This window comes from Pseudomonas sp. IT-P171, from assembly GCF_949767765.1.
Classification (GTDB): domain Bacteria; phylum Pseudomonadota; class Gammaproteobacteria; order Pseudomonadales; family Pseudomonadaceae; genus Aquipseudomonas; species Aquipseudomonas fluorescens_B.
The window spans coordinates 138,801-155,515 of the sequence record NZ_CATKQN010000057.1 but is presented as its reverse complement, the minus strand read 5'-3'; the positions used below and the strand labels follow the sequence as shown (position 1 = coordinate 155,515).

Here is a 16,715-nt window from a genome sequence, read left to right as displayed (position 1 = left end):
GAGGTTATCGCTCAAACAACTCCATCTGCTCAAACCCGCCGCGCAAATCCTCCAGCCTGACCCCAATCCCCAACAACCGCACCGGCTTTCCGCCGCGATTGAACGCCTGGGTCAGCAACAACTGATAACTCCCCAGGTCCCGCCCTGCCCCGGCCTGCTCAAGGGTGGTCTGGGTAAAGTCATGAAACTTCACTTTGACGAACGGCTTGCCCGGTCGATAACTGTCGTCAATCCGAGCCATGCGGCCCGCCAGGGTTTCCAGCAACTCCGGTAATTTATCCAGGCAGCTCACCAGATCCGGCAGATCCACGTCATACGTGTTTTCGACACTGATCGATTGCCGCCGACTGTCGTTGTGCACCAGCCGCTCATCGATCCCACGGGCCAGACTCCAAAGTCGTTCGCCAAAGCTGCCGAATTCACGCACCAGCGCCAACTTGTCCCATTCGCGCAAATGCGAGCAATCGACAATGCCGAGCCTGCCCAGTTTGTCGGCCGTCACTTTGCCCACGCCGTGCAACTTGCTCACGGGCAAGCCACTGACAAAGTCCTCGACCTGATCCGGCGTAATGACGAACAAACCATTGGGTTTCTTCCAGTCGCTGGCAATCTTGGCCAGGAATTTGTTCGGCGCCACGCCGGCCGAAACCGTGATGTGCAACTGATTGGACACCCGCCGGCGGATGTCCTGGGCAATTCGTGTGGCGCTGCCGCCGAAGTGCGCGCTGTCCGACACATCGAGGTAGGCCTCATCGAGGGAAAGCGGCTCGATCAGGTCGGTGTAATCGCGAAAGATCGTGTGAATTTCCTTCGAGGCTTCTCGATAGGCGTCCATGCGCGGCTTGACGATGGTCAGGTCCGGGCACAACTTCAAGGCGTGCCCGGAAGACATCGCCGAACGCACGCCATACGCTCGCGCTTCATAGTTGCAGGTGGCAATCACTCCGCGCCGATCCGCCGACCCGCCCACCGCCAGCGGTTTTCCGGCCAGGCGCGGGTCGTCACGCATCTCGATGGCAGCGTAGAAGCAGTCACAATCGACGTGGATGATTTTTCGCTGGGTCATATGAAAGCGGTGTTCATGGCGTAGAAAAGGAGACATGGCAGGCCGGATTGGCAGTATCTCACTGACACCTGTATATAGCACCAGTAGTCTGAATGTTCTTTCCTGCCAGTAGGAAAAGTCGCAGATGAATTTATTTTCTCAATCGAAAGACCGCCTGCGATAGAGCTGGAAGCCTTGCCACGCCTGACTCGCAGCCGATTACACTGGCGTTCTTTCAAGCTAACCGATTGAACCAGAACAGGTTTTATCCAGATTGAAGGTTGACAGCCCGGCGATCCTCTGTAGAATGCCGACACACAGACGCGGGATGGAGCAGTCTGGTAGCTCGTCGGGCTCATAACCCGAAGGTCGTCGGTTCAAATCCGGCTCCCGCAACCAAACATCAAAAAAGGCTACTCGAAAGAGTGGCCTTTTTTGTGCGCGCCTGTTTTTGCCCCCTCTTTTCACCGGAACCGAGAAATCGTTCTGCTTCCGAAACTTAGCGCTCCCCTGCGACCGTTCGCCGCTTATTCACGCTTATTTGACCCGGTTCCGGATTAACGGTTGACACACGGGCGTATCTCTATAGAATGCCGCCACACAGACGCGGGATGGAGCAGTCTGGTAGCTCGTCGGGCTCATAACCCGAAGGTCGTCGGTTCAAATCCGGCTCCCGCAACCAAACATCAAAAAAGGCTACTCGAAAGAGTGGCCTTTTTTGTATCTGTTGAAAAAGTCCTTTCGCAACAATGACCTGTCACTCTGTGGGGAAGTGTTCGGGATCACTGAAGCGCTGAGATCAGACTATGCTGGATCGCAGACGGAATCCTCCACGACGGATGACCTGCCATCGCCGACACCCGGCGAGAGGCGTTAATATTTGTGATTATTTTTTTCTACAGGGATTGGTAACTTGGCTGGATACCCCCATCCTGTCGCGCACAATCCAAGAGGTGATTGATGCGCGCCAACTCGTCTGATCCACAAGACACTGTCACAGCGACACAACCCATCAAGCCCGAGCGTTTGCGCTTGCTTGATCAGGTCAGCAAGTATCGCCAGCCCATCGGCCTGGCGGTCACCCTGCTGTTGTTCGCGATCGCGCTGATTGCCTGTCGCCATCTGCTGAGCGAACTCGATCTGTACGCTCTGCACGACTCGATTCTTGAAGTACCGAAACCTGCACTGTTGGGCGCACTGGCAGCGACGGTCGTGGGCTTCATCATATTGCTCGGCTATGAATGGTCGGCCAGCCGCTATGCCGGCGTAACGCTGGCGCCGCGAATTCTTGCCCTCGGCGGATTCACGGCATTCGCCATCGGCAATGCCATCGGTCTGTCGATGCTCTCGGGGGGCTCGGTTCGCTATCGTTTATATGCACGTCATGGCCTGGGGGCTTCCGAAGTCGCGCACATGACGCTGTTCGCCAGTCTCTCGCTTGGCTGCGCCCTGCCCCCGCTGGCCGCCCTCGCGACACTGAGCAACCTGCCAGCCGCGTCCGCCGCCCTCGGTCTCTCCGAGATATTGCTGGGTGTGATCGCTGCCGCCGTGCTGCTGCTGTTTATCGTGCTGGCGGTCGGGATCTACCGTCGTCGCCTGCCGGAGCAGCCTTATGCGGACAACCTGCTGGTCAAGGTCGGTCGTCGCACCTTGCGCCTTCCGGGCCGCCGCCTGACGTTCCTGCAACTGATCATTACCGCCCTTGACGTGGCCGCCGCCGCAACGGTGCTGTATCTGTTGTTGCCGGAAGCGCCGCCCTTCGGTGCGTTCTTGCTGGTGTACCTGCTGGCGTTGGCCGCAGGCGTGCTCAGTCATGTGCCCGGCGGTGTCGGGGTATTCGAAGCGATTCTGCTGGCCGCCTTCGCCGACAAACTCGGCGCTGCACCACTGGCCGCCGCACTGCTGCTCTATCGCCTGATCTACGTGGTGCTGCCGCTGCTGGTGGCTTGTCTGCTGCTGCTGATCAACGAAGGCCAGCGCCTGTTTCAGACGCGTCAGTCTTTGCGCGCCGCGTCCGGCCTGGCCGCGCCGATTCTGGCGGTGCTGGTGTTCCTGTCTGGCGTGGTGCTGCTGTTCTCCGGCGTAACTCCGGAAATCGACACGCGCCTGGAACACATCGGTTTTCTGATTCCCCATCGACTGGTCGACGCCTCGCACTTCGGCGCCAGCCTCGTCGGCGTGCTCTGCCTGCTATTGGCTCAGGGCCTGCGCCGCAGACTGTCGGCCGCCTGGATGCTCACCACCATTCTGTTGCTGGTCGGTGCCGTGCTCTCGCTGCTCAAAGGTTTCGACTGGGAAGAAGCCTGCCTGATGACCCTGACCGCGAGCCTGCTGGGGGTTTTCCGCCGCTCGTTCTATCGCCCGAGCCGATTGACTGAGTTGCCGTTTTCGCCGCTGTATCTGGTGTCGAGCCTGTGCGTGCTCGGTGCGTCGATCTGGTTGCTGCTGTTCGCCTATCAGGACGTTCCGTACAGCCATCAACTCTGGTGGCAGTTCACCCTCGACGCCGACGCCCCGCGTGGCTTGCGCTCGTTGCTGGGCGCCGCCGTGCTGCTGGTGGTGGTGTCCCTGACCTGGCTGCTGCGCACTGCGCGCCCGGTGATTCACCTGCCGACGCCGGATGAGCTGGACCGCGCGGTAAAAATCCTGATGGCTTCCGCACAACCGGATGGTGGCCTCGCCCTGACCGGTGACAAGGCGCTACTGTTCCACCCCAACGACGAGGCGTTCCTGATGTACGCCCGCCGTGGGCGTAGCCTCGTGGCCTTGTACGACCCGATCGGCCCGACCCAGCAACGGGCCGAGATGATCTGGCAGTTCCGCGACCTCTGCGACATCCACCACGCCCGGCCGGTGTTCTATCAGGTCCGCGCGGAAAACCTGCCGTACTACATGGACATCGGCCTGACCGCGATCAAGCTCGGCGAAGAAGCCCGGGTCGATCTGCAGCGCTTTGATCTCGAAGCCAAGGGCAAGGAGATGAAAGACCTGCGCTACACCTGGAACCGTGGCACCCGCGATGGCCTGTCGCTGGAGATCCATGAGCCAGGGCATGCGCCAATGGATGAGCTCAAGGTGATTTCCGATGCCTGGCTGACCGGCAAGAACGTGCGCGAGAAAGGTTTCTCCCTCGGTCGTTTCAGCGATGACTACCTCAAGCATTTCCGCGTCGCGGTGATTCGTTTCGAAGGGCGTCCGGTAGCGTTCGCCAACTTGCTCGAGACTTACGGCCACGACCTGGCCAGCCTCGACCTGATGCGCGCGCACCCGGATGCCCCCAAGCTGACCATGGAGTTCATGATGGTCGGCCTGATTCAACATTATAAAAATCATGGATACGCGCGTTTCAGCCTGGGCATGGTGCCGCTGTCGGGGTTGCAACCCCGTCGCGGTGCACCGCTGACCCAGCGCCTGGGCTCGATGGTCTTCCGCCGTGGTGAGCAGCTTTACAACTTCCAAGGTTTGCGCCGCTTCAAAGACAAGTTCCAGCCTGACTGGGAACCCCGTTATATGGCCGTGCCCGCCGGACTCGATCCGCTGGTTGCCCTGGCCGACACTGCTGCCCTGATTGCGGGCGGCTTGACTGGATTGGTGAAACGCTGATGATTCAACGCTCCCTGCGGTACGTACTGGCCACACTGGTAGTGCTGGCCCTGATTCTCGGTGGCGGTTACTGGTACCTCAAACGTCCGGCGCCAGAACCGACCCTGGAACAGCTGACACCGGCCGGCGGCGCGGCGATGACCCGTGTCATTCCCGGCAACACGCCCCGCGCCCAGGTGCTGGTGGCGGTCAATGAAGACCAGAAACTCAGCGACAAGCAATTGATGACCCTCAGCCGCAGCGGTTCGGCGCAGATCGTTCAAGTGATCCTGCCCAAGGAATGCCTGCTGCAAAGCCGCGCCCTGCAAGCGGGCCTGAGAGAACTCAAAGGCCCGGCGACCCTGGTCAGCGGCATCGGCCCTGGCGCCGTGCTGGCGTGGCGCTGGTTGTCCGAGCAGAAGGACGACAAGTCCCAGGCCGTTTCGGTGGACCTGGCCCTGGAAAAACCCGGCTGCACCCACCTGCTGCCGAAAAGCGCCGCTCACGGCCACTGGCTGGTGGCGTGGAACGACAACCCGGACGACACCAGCGCCGGTTTCGTACGCGACCAACCCAACGCCGAAACCAGCATTAGCGACTACGACATCAACCTGCCACAAGTGCTGAACAACGAACTGCGCAAGCTCCTCGTCGGTGGCGACAAAGCCGCTGGCGGCCTGCAGATTCCAGTGGTTGAAGTGCCGGCCGGCCAGGCCAAGGATACGGTCACCCTGTTCCTCTCCGGCGACGGTGGCTGGCGCGACCTCGACCGCGACGTGGCGGGCGAGATGGCCAAGATCGGCTACCCGGTGGTCGGCATCGACACCCTGCGCTACTACTGGCAGCACAAGAGCCCGGAGCAAAGCGCCCTGGACCTCGCCGAACTGATGCAGCACTACCGGCAGAAATGGGGCACCAAGCGCTTCATCCTGACCGGCTACTCGTTCGGTGCTGACGTATTGCCGGCGATCTACAACCGCCTGGAAGCCTCGGAACAGCAACGCGTCGACGCAATCATCCTGCTGGCCTTCGCCCGCACTGGCAGCTTCGAGATCGAAGTCGAAGGCTGGCTCGGCAACGCCGGCAAAGAAGCCGCCACCGGCCCGGAAATGGCCAAGCTGCCCGCCGAGAAAGTGGTGTGCATCTACGGTGAAGAAGAAACCGACGAAAGCGGCTGCACCGACAAGACCGCCGTGGGCGAAGCGATCAAACTGCCCGGCGGTCACCACTTCGACGAGAACTACCCGAAACTGGCCCAGCGGTTGGTGGAGGTGATTGAGAAGCGTCAGGCGAAGGAAGAGGCGGCGCAGGAGTGATTTGAACCCCGCCCAACAAAAAGCCCCTGCTACCCAATGGTAGCGGGGGCTTTTTTTACATGTACGAAAATGAAGCGCTCTCAGCTAGCCGGACTTTATGTCGATGTTCTTTGCTTCCAAGGCTAAAGCTGAACATCTATCCATGTGACGTCATCTTCAACAGCATAAAAGTCGCCATTAGGTGCTGCCAGCAAGCTGCTTTGCTGCGACTCAGTCAACTCGGCCCAGAATCCATCGGTCACGAACACCAGTCGCTCACCGGCGGCCAATGGGTGGAAAACAAAGTCAGGGTTCGGGACACGATCAACTTTCAGGCATCGGGTTATCCAGTTTCGAGCCGGATCTTGCGCCAGCTCACGATGCGAACGGTCCCGCCTCCAATTCGCCTTGCAGTGGGGCGGCGTAATCCACTCGATCGTGCCTGCCGGTGTCACCACACCGCACGAACAGTCACCCTCATAGGCAAGCGTGAGCTTCCCATGAGCCGCGAGACCGACCAGGTAACACGTGGTCCCTGTCTGGTCCACAAACAAAGTGGAGTGAAGCTCAGCCAGCACTGAACCAAGTGCCCGCTCAACTGCTCCGTGCTCAGGGATATCAGTCCCCTGCGCCATGTGTTTCGGGTAGGCCTCTAAAACACCTTTTACGAAGCGCTCGGCCAGTTGCCCACTGCCGGGCTTTGACGTTCCGTCCGTGATGACGAACAGCCCTCTGTCGCCGTCGCAGAAAGCTCCAGCGTAGTCATGATTGGTTTTCCTGGCTCGTCCTATTACTGATCTGGTGTTGTATTTCATGCGTTGCCCAGATCCTTCATGCGCGTGTGGATGATTCGTCCTCTACCCGGATTCGCCTGCACCGAGCCCGAGCTTTCAATCACGTAGTCGATTCCACTGAGCGCCGTGAGCTCTCGAATTCCAGTCGTGATGAAGTTCTTGAGCTCAGTCTCAGCTTGGCGAACTTCTTCCAATAACTCTGTACGACCATCAATCAAGATGATGATGTCTTCGACGTCTTTGTGGTACGGGTCGCCCTGACCGCGACCGCAAAAGGCCTCTAGCTTCGTCGCAAGAAAGTAGGTCGGTTTAAATATCTGGATGACCGTACCGCTGGGCAACGTAAATCTATCGGCCCTCGACAGCCCCTCCACGAACCAACGGTTGGCATATCCGAGAACAGCGGGGTCGGAAGGCATCACGTCAACCACAACGTCGTTGAAGCGGAAACGACAGTTGACTTCATCCTCACCGGTGATCTTAAAGTTCTTGGCTGCCAGCCGTTCTGTGAGGTGTTGCCAGGCGCTAATACCTGCCAGTTCGATCACCAAGTCAACATCATCCGTGAAACGAATGTCATCCAGCACAGTAGCGTCAGTAATCAGCATGGCCGTAGTGCAGCCGCCGACGAAGGCAACCTCAGCGAGAAACTCCTCCCCCAATCCGTCTGCAACAAACTCGATGAGCTCAAAGATGTGATCAGCGTTTGATGACATGCTATTTGAGCCCCATCCCTGCCTTTAGAATGTTAATCGCCACGCCACACTCTCGCGGACCGCCAAGACGGATCGCATCAGCAAGCGCAAGGTAATGGTAAAGGGTCCTATCCTTCTTGACCGCTTCCGGCACGGTTTTGTAGAGCGGCTCTATCGCCTGGCCACGCTCAGTTCCGAGTGGATCAGGCCAAACCGGAATCAGCCCGCCAGCGCTCTTGATGCTTTTGGACAGCGCTGGTGCTGCGAAGCCTGTTGGAATGCCGCGAACCATTGCGCCCGGCTTCACGGGGAAAAAGTATTTCAAAGCATGCTCGGTGATTTTCAGCAGCTCTCGCCGATTAACTTTCGCAAGTCCGGTGTCGTAGTCATTGGTCAGCAATCCAGCCTCGCGACATCTGGCTATCGAATTTGAAATTTCGCTTTTGCTTAGCCCAAGAGACGCAGACAACGCACGCAATGAATAACCTTCACTCCAGCTCGTCAGCGGCGCAGAAGGTACCGGCTCTAACCACCCTTCCCACCCATTATCCTCGCCCAAGGATGAGTCGAACTCCTGGCGGCGGAATACAGCTTCTTCACCATCAGCGGGGTAAGTCACTAGCGGCTGCCCCACTCGCCCTCCTGCCCTCAGATTTATCTGCGTGGGCCTCAGCAATTCCTCAACCGTATTGGAATTCGATTGAGATTCCATCCTCCCAAAAAGATTCTCTTCCTGGGCGTGAAGGCTGGCCATCTTGAACAAAAGCAATATGTCTTGACTCTTCATGAAACCAGAAACCCCAAGTGTCCACATTCCATAAAACGTGGACACTTGTCTCATTGAAAATATTGGGCCGTCAAGTTTTTTAGAAATCAGTTATCGCTGAGGAACCTGCAGATCATCTGCCAATTCGCCAACAGAGAGGAGAGTGACGACTCCGCTTTCATTCGCCGGCTACAACGACGCAAAAACTCCAGCGACTTATAAAATCGCTCGCCGTGTTGAGCTTCGTTTAACTTAAGGTGACGCAATATCAGATGACGCCCGCAGACCTTGTAGGCAAACTCCGAATCGTGTTTTTTGGGCACTTTGATGCCTTGTTGCGCTTTTCTTTGACGGGATAGTCTCCGGACGTCGCTGACCATTCAGCGATCGGGCTTGGAAACCCGTCGAATCAAAGCGCTAGAGTCCCCTGCATGAATGCAAACGATTTTATGGCTGCAATCTAGAGTAATGGCGGCTGTGCGTGGGACGCCCTCGGGCGTGCCGGTTCCTTGGTTCCCGGTTTTCCAACCTGCGTACAGCTGCCACCCATTCGCTTGGAAACGAATGTGGCAGCTCCTCGAACCCTGGAGTAAAACCATGACAAATACAAAACAGTCCGAAGCCTCAGAATTAAAAACCATCGGCCTCACCCCCTTCATCTACTGTTCAAACCAACCGCTGTTCCATGTCACGCGAGACGTTCCCCTCGGCGATGCGCTAGCCATGGCCTCCGATTTTCTGTTCCTGGCCAAGGAACTGACCCGAGATGCTGCCTTTAATCGTGATACCGACCGCCATATCTGGGCCGCACATTATCTGACGGCGATGAGCAAGGCCGTGGTGGATGATGCGGTGAAAGTGTTGGAGCGACCGGCTGCGACGAATACCGAATCTAAAAAATGATGGCATGAGCCCAATTCAGCAGGCGCCAAGATTCCTTGTGGGAGCGAGCCTGCTCGCGATGACGGCGGTACATCCAATATACCTGTGACTGACAGAATGCTTTCGCGAGCAGGCTCGCTCCCACAGGGGGCTGCGTGAAGCTCGGATCAGGACACAAGACACAAAAAAGCCCCCGCTGCCGCACTGGCAACGGGGGCTTTTTGATGTCGCGGGCTTACATCTCGACCTGCGTCCCCAACTCAATCACCCGGTTCAACGGCAGATTGAAGAACCGCAGATTGCCATTGGCATTCTTCAACATGAACGCAAACAACGCCTCGCGCCAACGCGCCATGCCTTCGAGTTTGGAGGCGATAACCGTCTCGCGACTGAGGAAGTAGGTGGTGCGCATCGGGCTGAAGTCGAGGTCATCGAGATGACACAGCTTGAGCGCTTGCGGCACGTCCGGTTCGTCAACGAAGCCAAAATGCAGGATCACCCGGAAGAACCCTTCGCCGTAGGAATCGACCTCGAAGCGCCGCGTCGGCGGTACTCGCGGGATGTCTTCGTACACCACGGTCAACAGCACCACTTGCTCGTGCAGTACCTGGTTATGCAGCAGGTTGTGCAACAGCGCATGAGGCACAGCATCCGGGCGCGCAGTCAGGAACACGGCGGTGCCCTGAACACGATGCGGCGGTTGTACCGCAATACTGCTGATGAAAATCGGCAGCGGCAGCCCGCCTTCGTCCATGCGCTCTACCAGCAACTGCTTGCCGCGTTTCCAGGTGGTCATCAGCACGAACAGCGCAATACCGGCGATCACCGGGAAGGCCCCGCCCTGAACGATTTTCGGCACGTTGGCCGCGAAGTACAGACCGTCCACCAGCAGGAAACCAATCAACACCGGCACGGCAAGGACTGGCGGCCATTTCCACAGCAGCAACATCACCGCCGACACCAGGATGGTGGTCATCAGCATCGTACCCGTCACCGCCACGCCATAGGCCGAAGCCAGGGCGCCAGAGGATTCGAAGCCGAGCACCAACAGGATCACGCCGACCATCAGCGCCCAGTTCACCGCACCGATGTAGATCTGGCCCTGTTCGGCGCTGGAGGTGTGTCGGATGTGCATGCGCGGAATGTAGCCGAGCTGAATCGCCTGACGAGTCAGGGAGAACGCACCGGAAATCACCGCCTGCGAGGCAATCACCGTGGCCAGGGTCGACAATCCCACCAATGGAATCAACGCCCAGCTTGGCGCCAACAGATAGAACGGGTTACGCGCCGCTTCCGGATCACCGAGCAGCAACGCACCCTGGCCGAAGTAGTTCAGCACCAGCGCCGGCAGCACAAGGATGAACCAGGCGCGGGCAATCGGCTTGCGCCCGAAGTGGCCCATGTCGGCGTACAGCGCTTCGGCGCCGGTCAATGCCAGCACCACTGCGCCGAGGATCGCCACGCCCATGCCCGGATGCTGGGTGAAGAAACGTACGCCCCAGACCGGGTTCATCGCTTGCAACACTTCCGGGTGCTGCACGATGCCGTAGATACCCAGCGCGCCCAGGACCAGGAACCAGGTGACCATGATCGGCCCGAACAGAATGCCGATACGCGCGGTGCCGTGGCTCTGGATCAAAAACAGCGCCACCAGCACGATCAACGACAGCGGCACCACCCAATGGTCGATGCCTTCGAAGGCCAGTCCGAGGCCTTCAATCGCCGAGAGCACGGAAATCGCCGGGGTGATCATGCTGTCGCCATAAAACAGCGCCGCGCCGATCAGCCCGCAGACCACCAGCAACGTCCGCAATTTCTTATGCCCCGACGCCGCCCGCCGGGCCAGCGCGGTCAACGCCATGATCCCGCCTTCGCCCTGGTTGTCGGCACGCAGCACAAACATCATGTACTTGATCGAGACGACCCAGATCAGCGACCAGAAGATCAGTGCCAGGATGCCCAACACGCCGTCATGGTTGACCGGCACACCGTAGCCACCGGAAAACACTTCTTTGAGGGTGTACAGCGGGCTCGTGCCGATGTCGCCATAAACCACCCCGACCGCCGCGACCAGCATGCCGATCGGCTTCGCCGCCGAATGCCCGGCGCTCGCTGCCTGACTACTTGCCTGACCCATCCAACACTCCCACTACCCAGACCGGACTTCTTTAAAGAAGCACTATGCTTTGTCACGCAGCATGCGCTGTTTTACGTACTGTTACAGACGTTTTGTTGACTGTAAAAAATCGGTAAAGCGTAACGGCGCGAAGCATAGCGTAGCACTCGTCGTATTTCCCTCCATAAAGCTGGTCAATTGAACGTCTCATCGCTAGAATTGCGCACTTTTTGATCAGAGGCGCAGCAAGCGCCCGTTTGTCGCCTTGCCGTCTTCGGCTGGAGGCGTCACAAATACCGAGGTTAGACATGTCCACCACTCCTGCGCCGGCCAATCCAAAGGTTGGCTTCGTATCCCTGGGTTGCCCCAAAGCACTGGTCGACTCCGAGCGCATCCTTACCCAGCTGCGCATGGAAGGTTATGACGTTGTGTCCACCTACCAGGACGCCGATGTCGTGGTGGTCAACACCTGCGGCTTCATCGACTCGGCCAAGGCCGAATCCCTGGAAGTGATCGGTGAAGCCATCAAGGAAAACGGCAAGGTCATCGTGACCGGCTGCATGGGCGTCGAAGAAGGCACCATCCGCAACGTGCACCCGAGCGTGCTGGCCGTGACCGGTCCGCAGCAGTACGAGCAAGTGGTCAATGCCGTGCACGACGTCGTGCCGCCGCGTCAGGATCACAACCCGCTGATCGACCTGGTGCCGCCGCAAGGCATCAAGCTGACCCCGCGCCACTACGCGTACCTGAAGATTTCCGAAGGCTGCAACCACAGCTGCAGCTTCTGCATCATCCCGTCGATGCGCGGCAAACTGGTCAGCCGTCCGGTCGGTGACGTGCTCGACGAGGCCCAGCGCCTGGTCAAGGCCGGCGTCAAAGAGCTGTTGGTGATCTCGCAGGACACCAGCGCCTACGGCGTCGACGTGAAATACCGCACCGGTTTCTGGAATGGTGCGCCGGTAAAAACCCGCATGACCGAACTCTGCGAAGCCCTGAGCACCCTCGGTGTCTGGGTGCGCTTGCACTACGTCTACCCGTACCCGCACGTCGACGAGCTGATCCCGCTGATGGCTGCCGGCAAGATCCTGCCGTACCTGGACATCCCGTTCCAGCACGCCAGCCCGAAAGTCCTGAAAGCCATGAAACGCCCGGCGTTCGAAGACAAGACCCTGGCGCGCATCAAGAACTGGCGCGAGATCTGCCCGGACCTGATCATCCGTTCGACCTTCATCGTCGGCTTCCCCGGCGAAACCGAAGAAGACTTCCAGTACCTGCTGAACTGGCTGACCGAAGCCCAGCTCGACCGCGTCGGCTGCTTCCAGTACTCGCCGGTCGAAGGCGCACCGGCCAATCTGCTGGACGCGGCCATCGTTCCGGACGACGTCAAGCAAGACCGCTGGGACCGCTTCATGGCGCACCAGCAGGCCATCAGCTCGGCGCGTCTGCAAATGCGCGTCGGCCGCGAAATCGAAGTGCTGGTCGATGAAGTCGACGAGCAAGGCGCCGTTGGCCGCTGCTTCTTCGATGCCCCGGAAATCGACGGCAACGTGTTCATCGACAACGGCAGCAACCTCAAGCCAGGCGACAAGGTCTGGTGCAAAGTGACCGACGCCGACGAATACGACCTGTGGGCTGAACAGATCTAAACGCAAAAAATACGAAAAGCCCTGCTCTCTTGACGAGATGCGGGGCTTTTTTACGTCTATCGTTTTGTGGAAGAAAGGACTCGCACAACCATCGGTGAAAAGGGGCATTCGGCCATGCGCCAACATTCGGTCATTCACACACCGAAACAGAGCGATTATCAGGAACTGACGCAAGTCTGGGAGGCCTCGGTGCGCGCCACCCATGACTTTCTGCCGGACAGCTACATCGAACTGTTGAAGAACCTGGTGCTGACCCGCTACCTCGACGCGGTCATGCTGATCTGCACCAAGGACGCGCGCCAGCGCATCACCGGGTTCGCCGGCGTCGCGGCGGGCAAGATCGAAATGCTCTTCATCGACCCCGCTCATCGCGGCCAGGGCCTGGGCAAACAGTTGCTGCGTTACGCCATGGAACACCTGAACGCCGATGAACTGGACGTCAACGAGCAGAACCCGCAGGCGCTGGGGTTCTACTTCAAACAAGGGTTCGAGGTGATCGGCCGCTCGGAGGTCGACGGCATGGGCCAGCCTTATCCGCTGTTGCACATGCGGCTGCGCCAGGCGCAACAACGAACGCGCAATGGCTGACATCGTAGAACCCCAGTGGGAGCTGGCCTGCCAGCAATTGCATCACCTTGGTGTATCCGACAAACCGTAGCGTCTGTATCGCTGGCGGGCCAGCTCCTACAGGAAATTCAACCGTACTGAAATGGAGCCGGGATTAACCGGCGCCCAGCAGGTACAATGCTCACCCCTTTTTTGTTACGGCCCTGTCATGACTGACCCGATTCGTCTCTCCAAACGCCTCATCGAACTCGTCGGCTGTTCCCGTCGGGAGGCTGAGCTGTTCATCGAGGGCGGCTGGGTCACCGTGGACGGCGAAGTCATCGACGAGCCGCAGTTCAAGGTCGACACCCAGAAAGTCGAGCTCGACCCGGAGGCCAAGGCCACCGCGCCGGAGCCGGTGACCATCCTGTTCAACGTGCCGGCCGGCATGGACGCGGACACCGCCATGGCGTCCATCAGCGCCGACACCCTGAGCGAAGAGCACCGCTTCAGCAAACGTCCGCTCAAGGGCCATTTCCTGCGCCTGACCGCCAGCACCGACCTGCAGGCCAACGCCAGCGGGCTGCTGGTGTTCACCCAGGACTGGAAGATCCTGCGCAAGCTCACCGCCGACTCCGCGAAAATCGAGCAAGAGTATGTGGTCGAGGTTGAAGGCGACATGGTGGCCCACGGCCTCAACCGCCTGAACCACGGCCTGACCTACAAGGGCAAGGAACTGCCGCCGGTCAAAGCCAGCTGGCAGAACGAAAACCGCCTGCGTTTTGCGATGAAGAACCCACAACCGGGCGTGATCGCCCTGTTCTGCCAGGCCGTCGGCCTGAAGGTCGTCGCCATCCGCCGCATCCGCATCGGCGGCGTGTCCATCGGCAAAGTGCCGCTGGGTCAATGGCGCTACCTGTCCGGCAAAGAGAAGTTCTAAGGCTTTTCACGCCGCCATACATTTCGGCGCCGCGGCTTGTGCGGCGCCCACTGCTGAATATCAGGATTGCACACCATGATTCATAACGACGTACTGCGCAGCGTGCGCTACATGCTCGACATCAGCGACAAGAAAGTCATCGAGATCATCAAGCTCGGCGGCATGGACGTGTCCCTGGAAGACCTGTTGACCTACCTCGACAAGAAAGAAGAAGACGAAGAAGGTTTCGTACGCTGCCCGGACGAAGTCATGGCGCATTTCCTCGACGGTCTGGTGATCTTCAAGCGCGGCAAGGACGAAAGCCGTCCGCCGCAGCCGATCGAAGTGCCGGTGACCAACAACATCATCCTGAAGAAACTGCGCGTGGCCTTCGAACTGAAAGAAGACGACATGCACGCGATCCTCAAGGCCGCCGAGTTCCCGGTCTCCAAGCCTGAACTGAGCGCGCTGTTCCGCAAGTTCGGCCACACCAACTATCGTCCGTGCGGCGACCAGTTGCTGCGCAACTTCCTCAAGGGCCTGACCCTGCGCGTTCGCCCGCAGTAAGCGCGCCCCGCGGATCTTCTGTGTAGGCGCTGCCGAAGGCTGCGATCTTGTGATTTTCGAAATCAAGATCAAAAGATCGCAGCCTTCGGCAGCGCCTACAAGGCTGTATAGAGCTTCATTCCTCGCAAAAATAGTGGCTCCGCTTCGGGCGGCTGACGACTAGGGTGTATTGACCCTCAGCTCTCAGGATTCGCCATGCACCCGTACTTTTCCCTGCAAGGCCGCACCGCTCTGGTGACCGGCGGCACCCGTGGTATCGGCAAAATGATCGCCAAGGCCTATGTCGAGGCCGGCGCCACCGTGTACGTCTGCTCGCGGGACGCCGAAGCCTGCCTGCAAACCGCCGAGGAGCTGAGTGCCCTCGGTCACTGCCACGGCGTGGCGGCCAATCTGGCCACCGAAGAAGGTGTGCTTCAACTTGCCACGCGACTGGGCGAACAGATCAACCATCTGGATATTCTGGTGAACAACGCTGGCACCACCTGGGGCGCGCCCCTGGAAAGCTACCCGGTCAAGGGCTGGGAAAAGGTCATGCAGCTCAACGTGACGTCGGTGTTCAACTGCATCCAGCAGTTCTTGCCGCTGTTGCGCAAGGCCGGTTCAGAAGCCAATCCGGCGCGGATCATCAACATCGGCTCGGTGGCGGGGATTTCCTCCTTCGGCGAACAGGCGTATGCCTATGGGCCGAGCAAAGCGGCCTTGCACCAATTGTCGCGGATTCTGGCGCGGGAGCTGGTGAGCCAGCACATCAACGTCAACGTGATCGCGCCGGGACGTTTTCCGAGCAAGATGACGCAGCACATAGGCAACGATGAACAGGCGCTGGCGGACGATACGGCGCTGATTCCGATGAAGCGCTGGGGGCGCGAGGAAGAGATGGCGGCGTTGGCGATCAGTCTGGCGAGTACGGCCGGGGCGTATATGACCGGGAATATCATTCCGCTGGATGGTGGGTTCAGTCTCTGATACCCGCTTTTGTGGCGAGGGAGCGTGCTCCCGCTCGGTTGCGAAGCAACCGCCTACAGCACCGAGTTTCCCCTGGATAAAACCAGTGAAGGTGGTTGGGGGCGCTTCGCGCCCCAGCGGGAGCAAGCTCCCTCGCCACAGGGTGCGCATGGGCTATCATGTTCGCCCTCATTCCCGCCTCGATCGCAAACCATGACCTACAGCGTTTCCCCCATCGGCTTCGTTCGCTCCTGCTTCAAGGAGAAGTTCGCCATCCCGCGCCAGCCACAACTGGCCCCGGCCGCTCGCGGCGTGCTGGAACTGGTGGCGCCGTTCGATCAGGGCGATGCGGTGCAAGGCCTGGAGCAAGTGAGTCATATCTGGCTGCTGTTTCTGTTCCACCAGGCCCTGGAAGAAAAACCCCGCCTGAAAGTCCGCCCTCCTCGCCTCGGCGGCAACAAGTCCATGGGCGTGTTCGCCACCCGCGCGACGCACCGACCCAATGGCATCGGCCAATCCGTGGTGAAGCTGGACAAGGTCGAAGCCAATCGCCTGTGGATATCCGGCATCGACCTGCTCGACGGCACGCCGATTCTCGACATAAAACCCTACGTGCCTTACGCCGACATCATCGACACAGCCTCCAACAGCATCGCCAGCGCTGCGCCGCCGTTGATTCCTGTGCGGTGGGCGGAGACGGCGCTGCAACAAGCTCACGAGCACGCTCAGCGCCTCGGCGAGCCGTTGGTTGCCCTGATTGATCAATGCCTGGCACAAGACCCACGTCCGGCGTACCAGACGCCTACACCTGAGCGGGAATATGGAGCGCAGTTCTGGGATCTGGATGTGCGCTGGCATTATCCCGAGGCGGGCGTCATCCGCGTCCTGGAAGTCATTCCCGCAAAAACCTGAACGCC

General features: G+C 59.4%; 14 protein-coding genes and 2 tRNA genes. 11 read left to right on the top strand and 5 right to left on the bottom strand.

Features of this window, described 5'->3' with window-relative positions; genetic code table 11:
• Positions 1–4: 4 nt before the first annotated feature.
• Positions 5–1,066 (bottom strand): DNA polymerase IV, encoded by a 1,062-nt coding sequence (gene dinB, locus ACM6I5_RS25010; protein ID WP_017336778.1) that lies wholly within the window; start codon positions 1,064–1,066, stop codon positions 5–7.
• Positions 1,067–1,367: 301 nt separating this feature from the next.
• Between dinB and ACM6I5_RS25005 the strand changes: the two genes are divergently transcribed.
• The 4 genes from ACM6I5_RS25005 to ACM6I5_RS24990 all read left to right on the top strand — a co-directional run bounded on the left by ACM6I5_RS25005 (position 1,368) and on the right by ACM6I5_RS24990 (position 5,943).
• Positions 1,368–1,444 (top strand) — tRNA-Met (locus ACM6I5_RS25005).
• A gap of 206 nt (positions 1,445–1,650) precedes the next feature.
• A tRNA-Met gene (locus tag ACM6I5_RS25000) sits at positions 1,651–1,727 on the top strand.
• 278 nt (positions 1,728–2,005) lie between these two features.
• Positions 2,006–4,648 carry a bifunctional lysylphosphatidylglycerol flippase/synthetase MprF gene (mprF, locus tag ACM6I5_RS24995; protein WP_017336777.1) on the top strand — a complete coding sequence of 881 codons (2,643 nt, stop codon included), beginning with the start codon at positions 2,006–2,008 and terminating at the stop codon, positions 4,646–4,648.
• A complete protein-coding gene (locus tag ACM6I5_RS24990) occupies positions 4,648–5,943 on the top strand; it encodes an AcvB/VirJ family lysyl-phosphatidylglycerol hydrolase (RefSeq protein WP_414879530.1) in 1,296 nt (431 codons plus the stop codon). The genes mprF and ACM6I5_RS24990 overlap by 1 nt, the downstream gene beginning before the upstream one ends.
• A gap of 122 nt (positions 5,944–6,065) precedes the next feature.
• Here ACM6I5_RS24990 and ACM6I5_RS24985 read toward each other — a convergent pair whose 3' ends face one another.
• The 3 genes from ACM6I5_RS24985 to ACM6I5_RS24975 are packed head-to-tail and all read right to left on the bottom strand — an operon-like array spanning position 6,066 to position 8,198.
• Positions 6,066–6,737: a PP2C family protein-serine/threonine phosphatase gene (locus ACM6I5_RS24985; protein ID WP_414884894.1), complete on the bottom strand. Its 672-nt coding sequence runs from the start codon at positions 6,735–6,737 to the stop codon at positions 6,066–6,068.
• A complete protein-coding gene (locus ACM6I5_RS24980; protein WP_414879528.1) occupies positions 6,734–7,432 on the bottom strand; it encodes a hypothetical protein in 699 nt (232 codons plus the stop codon). The genes ACM6I5_RS24985 and ACM6I5_RS24980 overlap by 4 nt, the downstream gene beginning before the upstream one ends.
• 1 nt (position 7,433) lies before the next feature.
• Positions 7,434–8,198 carry a MarR family transcriptional regulator gene (locus ACM6I5_RS24975; protein ID WP_414879527.1) on the bottom strand — a complete coding sequence of 255 codons (765 nt, stop codon included), beginning with the start codon at positions 8,196–8,198 and terminating at the stop codon, positions 7,434–7,436.
• Positions 8,199–8,774: 576 nt separating this feature from the next.
• On the opposite strand from ACM6I5_RS24975, the gene ACM6I5_RS24970 reads away from it, so the two are divergent.
• Positions 8,775–9,080: a DUF3077 domain-containing protein gene (locus tag ACM6I5_RS24970; protein ID WP_414884893.1), complete on the top strand. Its 306-nt coding sequence runs from the start codon at positions 8,775–8,777 to the stop codon at positions 9,078–9,080.
• A 214-nt stretch (positions 9,081–9,294) separates the two neighbouring features.
• On the opposite strand, the gene ACM6I5_RS24965 is transcribed toward ACM6I5_RS24970, so the two are convergent.
• Positions 9,295–11,196 carry a potassium transporter Kup gene (locus tag ACM6I5_RS24965; protein WP_017336774.1) on the bottom strand — a complete coding sequence of 634 codons (1,902 nt, stop codon included), beginning with the start codon at positions 11,194–11,196 and terminating at the stop codon, positions 9,295–9,297.
• A gap of 287 nt (positions 11,197–11,483) precedes the next feature.
• Between ACM6I5_RS24965 and rimO the strand changes: the two genes are divergently transcribed.
• The 6 genes from rimO to tsaA all read left to right on the top strand — a co-directional run bounded on the left by rimO (position 11,484) and on the right by tsaA (position 16,710).
• Positions 11,484–12,821 (top strand): 30S ribosomal protein S12 methylthiotransferase RimO, encoded by a 1,338-nt coding sequence (gene rimO / locus ACM6I5_RS24960; protein WP_017336772.1) that lies wholly within the window; start codon positions 11,484–11,486, stop codon positions 12,819–12,821.
• A 114-nt stretch (positions 12,822–12,935) separates the two neighbouring features.
• Positions 12,936–13,409: a GNAT family N-acetyltransferase gene (locus tag ACM6I5_RS24955; protein ID WP_017336771.1), complete on the top strand. Its 474-nt coding sequence runs from the start codon at positions 12,936–12,938 to the stop codon at positions 13,407–13,409.
• Positions 13,410–13,596: 187 nt separating this feature from the next.
• Positions 13,597–14,307, top strand: a complete 711-nt coding sequence (locus ACM6I5_RS24950) for an rRNA pseudouridine synthase (protein ID WP_414884892.1) — start codon at positions 13,597–13,599, stop codon at positions 14,305–14,307.
• 75 nt (positions 14,308–14,382) lie between these two features.
• Entirely contained in the window at positions 14,383–14,853 is a 471-nt protein-coding gene (locus ACM6I5_RS24945; protein WP_017336769.1) for a DUF1456 family protein, read from the top strand.
• Between the two features lie 195 nt (positions 14,854–15,048).
• Positions 15,049–15,819 carry an SDR family oxidoreductase gene (locus ACM6I5_RS24940; RefSeq protein ID WP_017336768.1) on the top strand — a complete coding sequence of 257 codons (771 nt, stop codon included), beginning with the start codon at positions 15,049–15,051 and terminating at the stop codon, positions 15,817–15,819.
• A gap of 192 nt (positions 15,820–16,011) precedes the next feature.
• Positions 16,012–16,710 (top strand): tRNA (N6-threonylcarbamoyladenosine(37)-N6)-methyltransferase TrmO, encoded by a 699-nt coding sequence (gene tsaA / locus ACM6I5_RS24935; protein ID WP_414884891.1) that lies wholly within the window; start codon positions 16,012–16,014, stop codon positions 16,708–16,710.
• Positions 16,711–16,715: the final 5 nt, after the last annotated feature.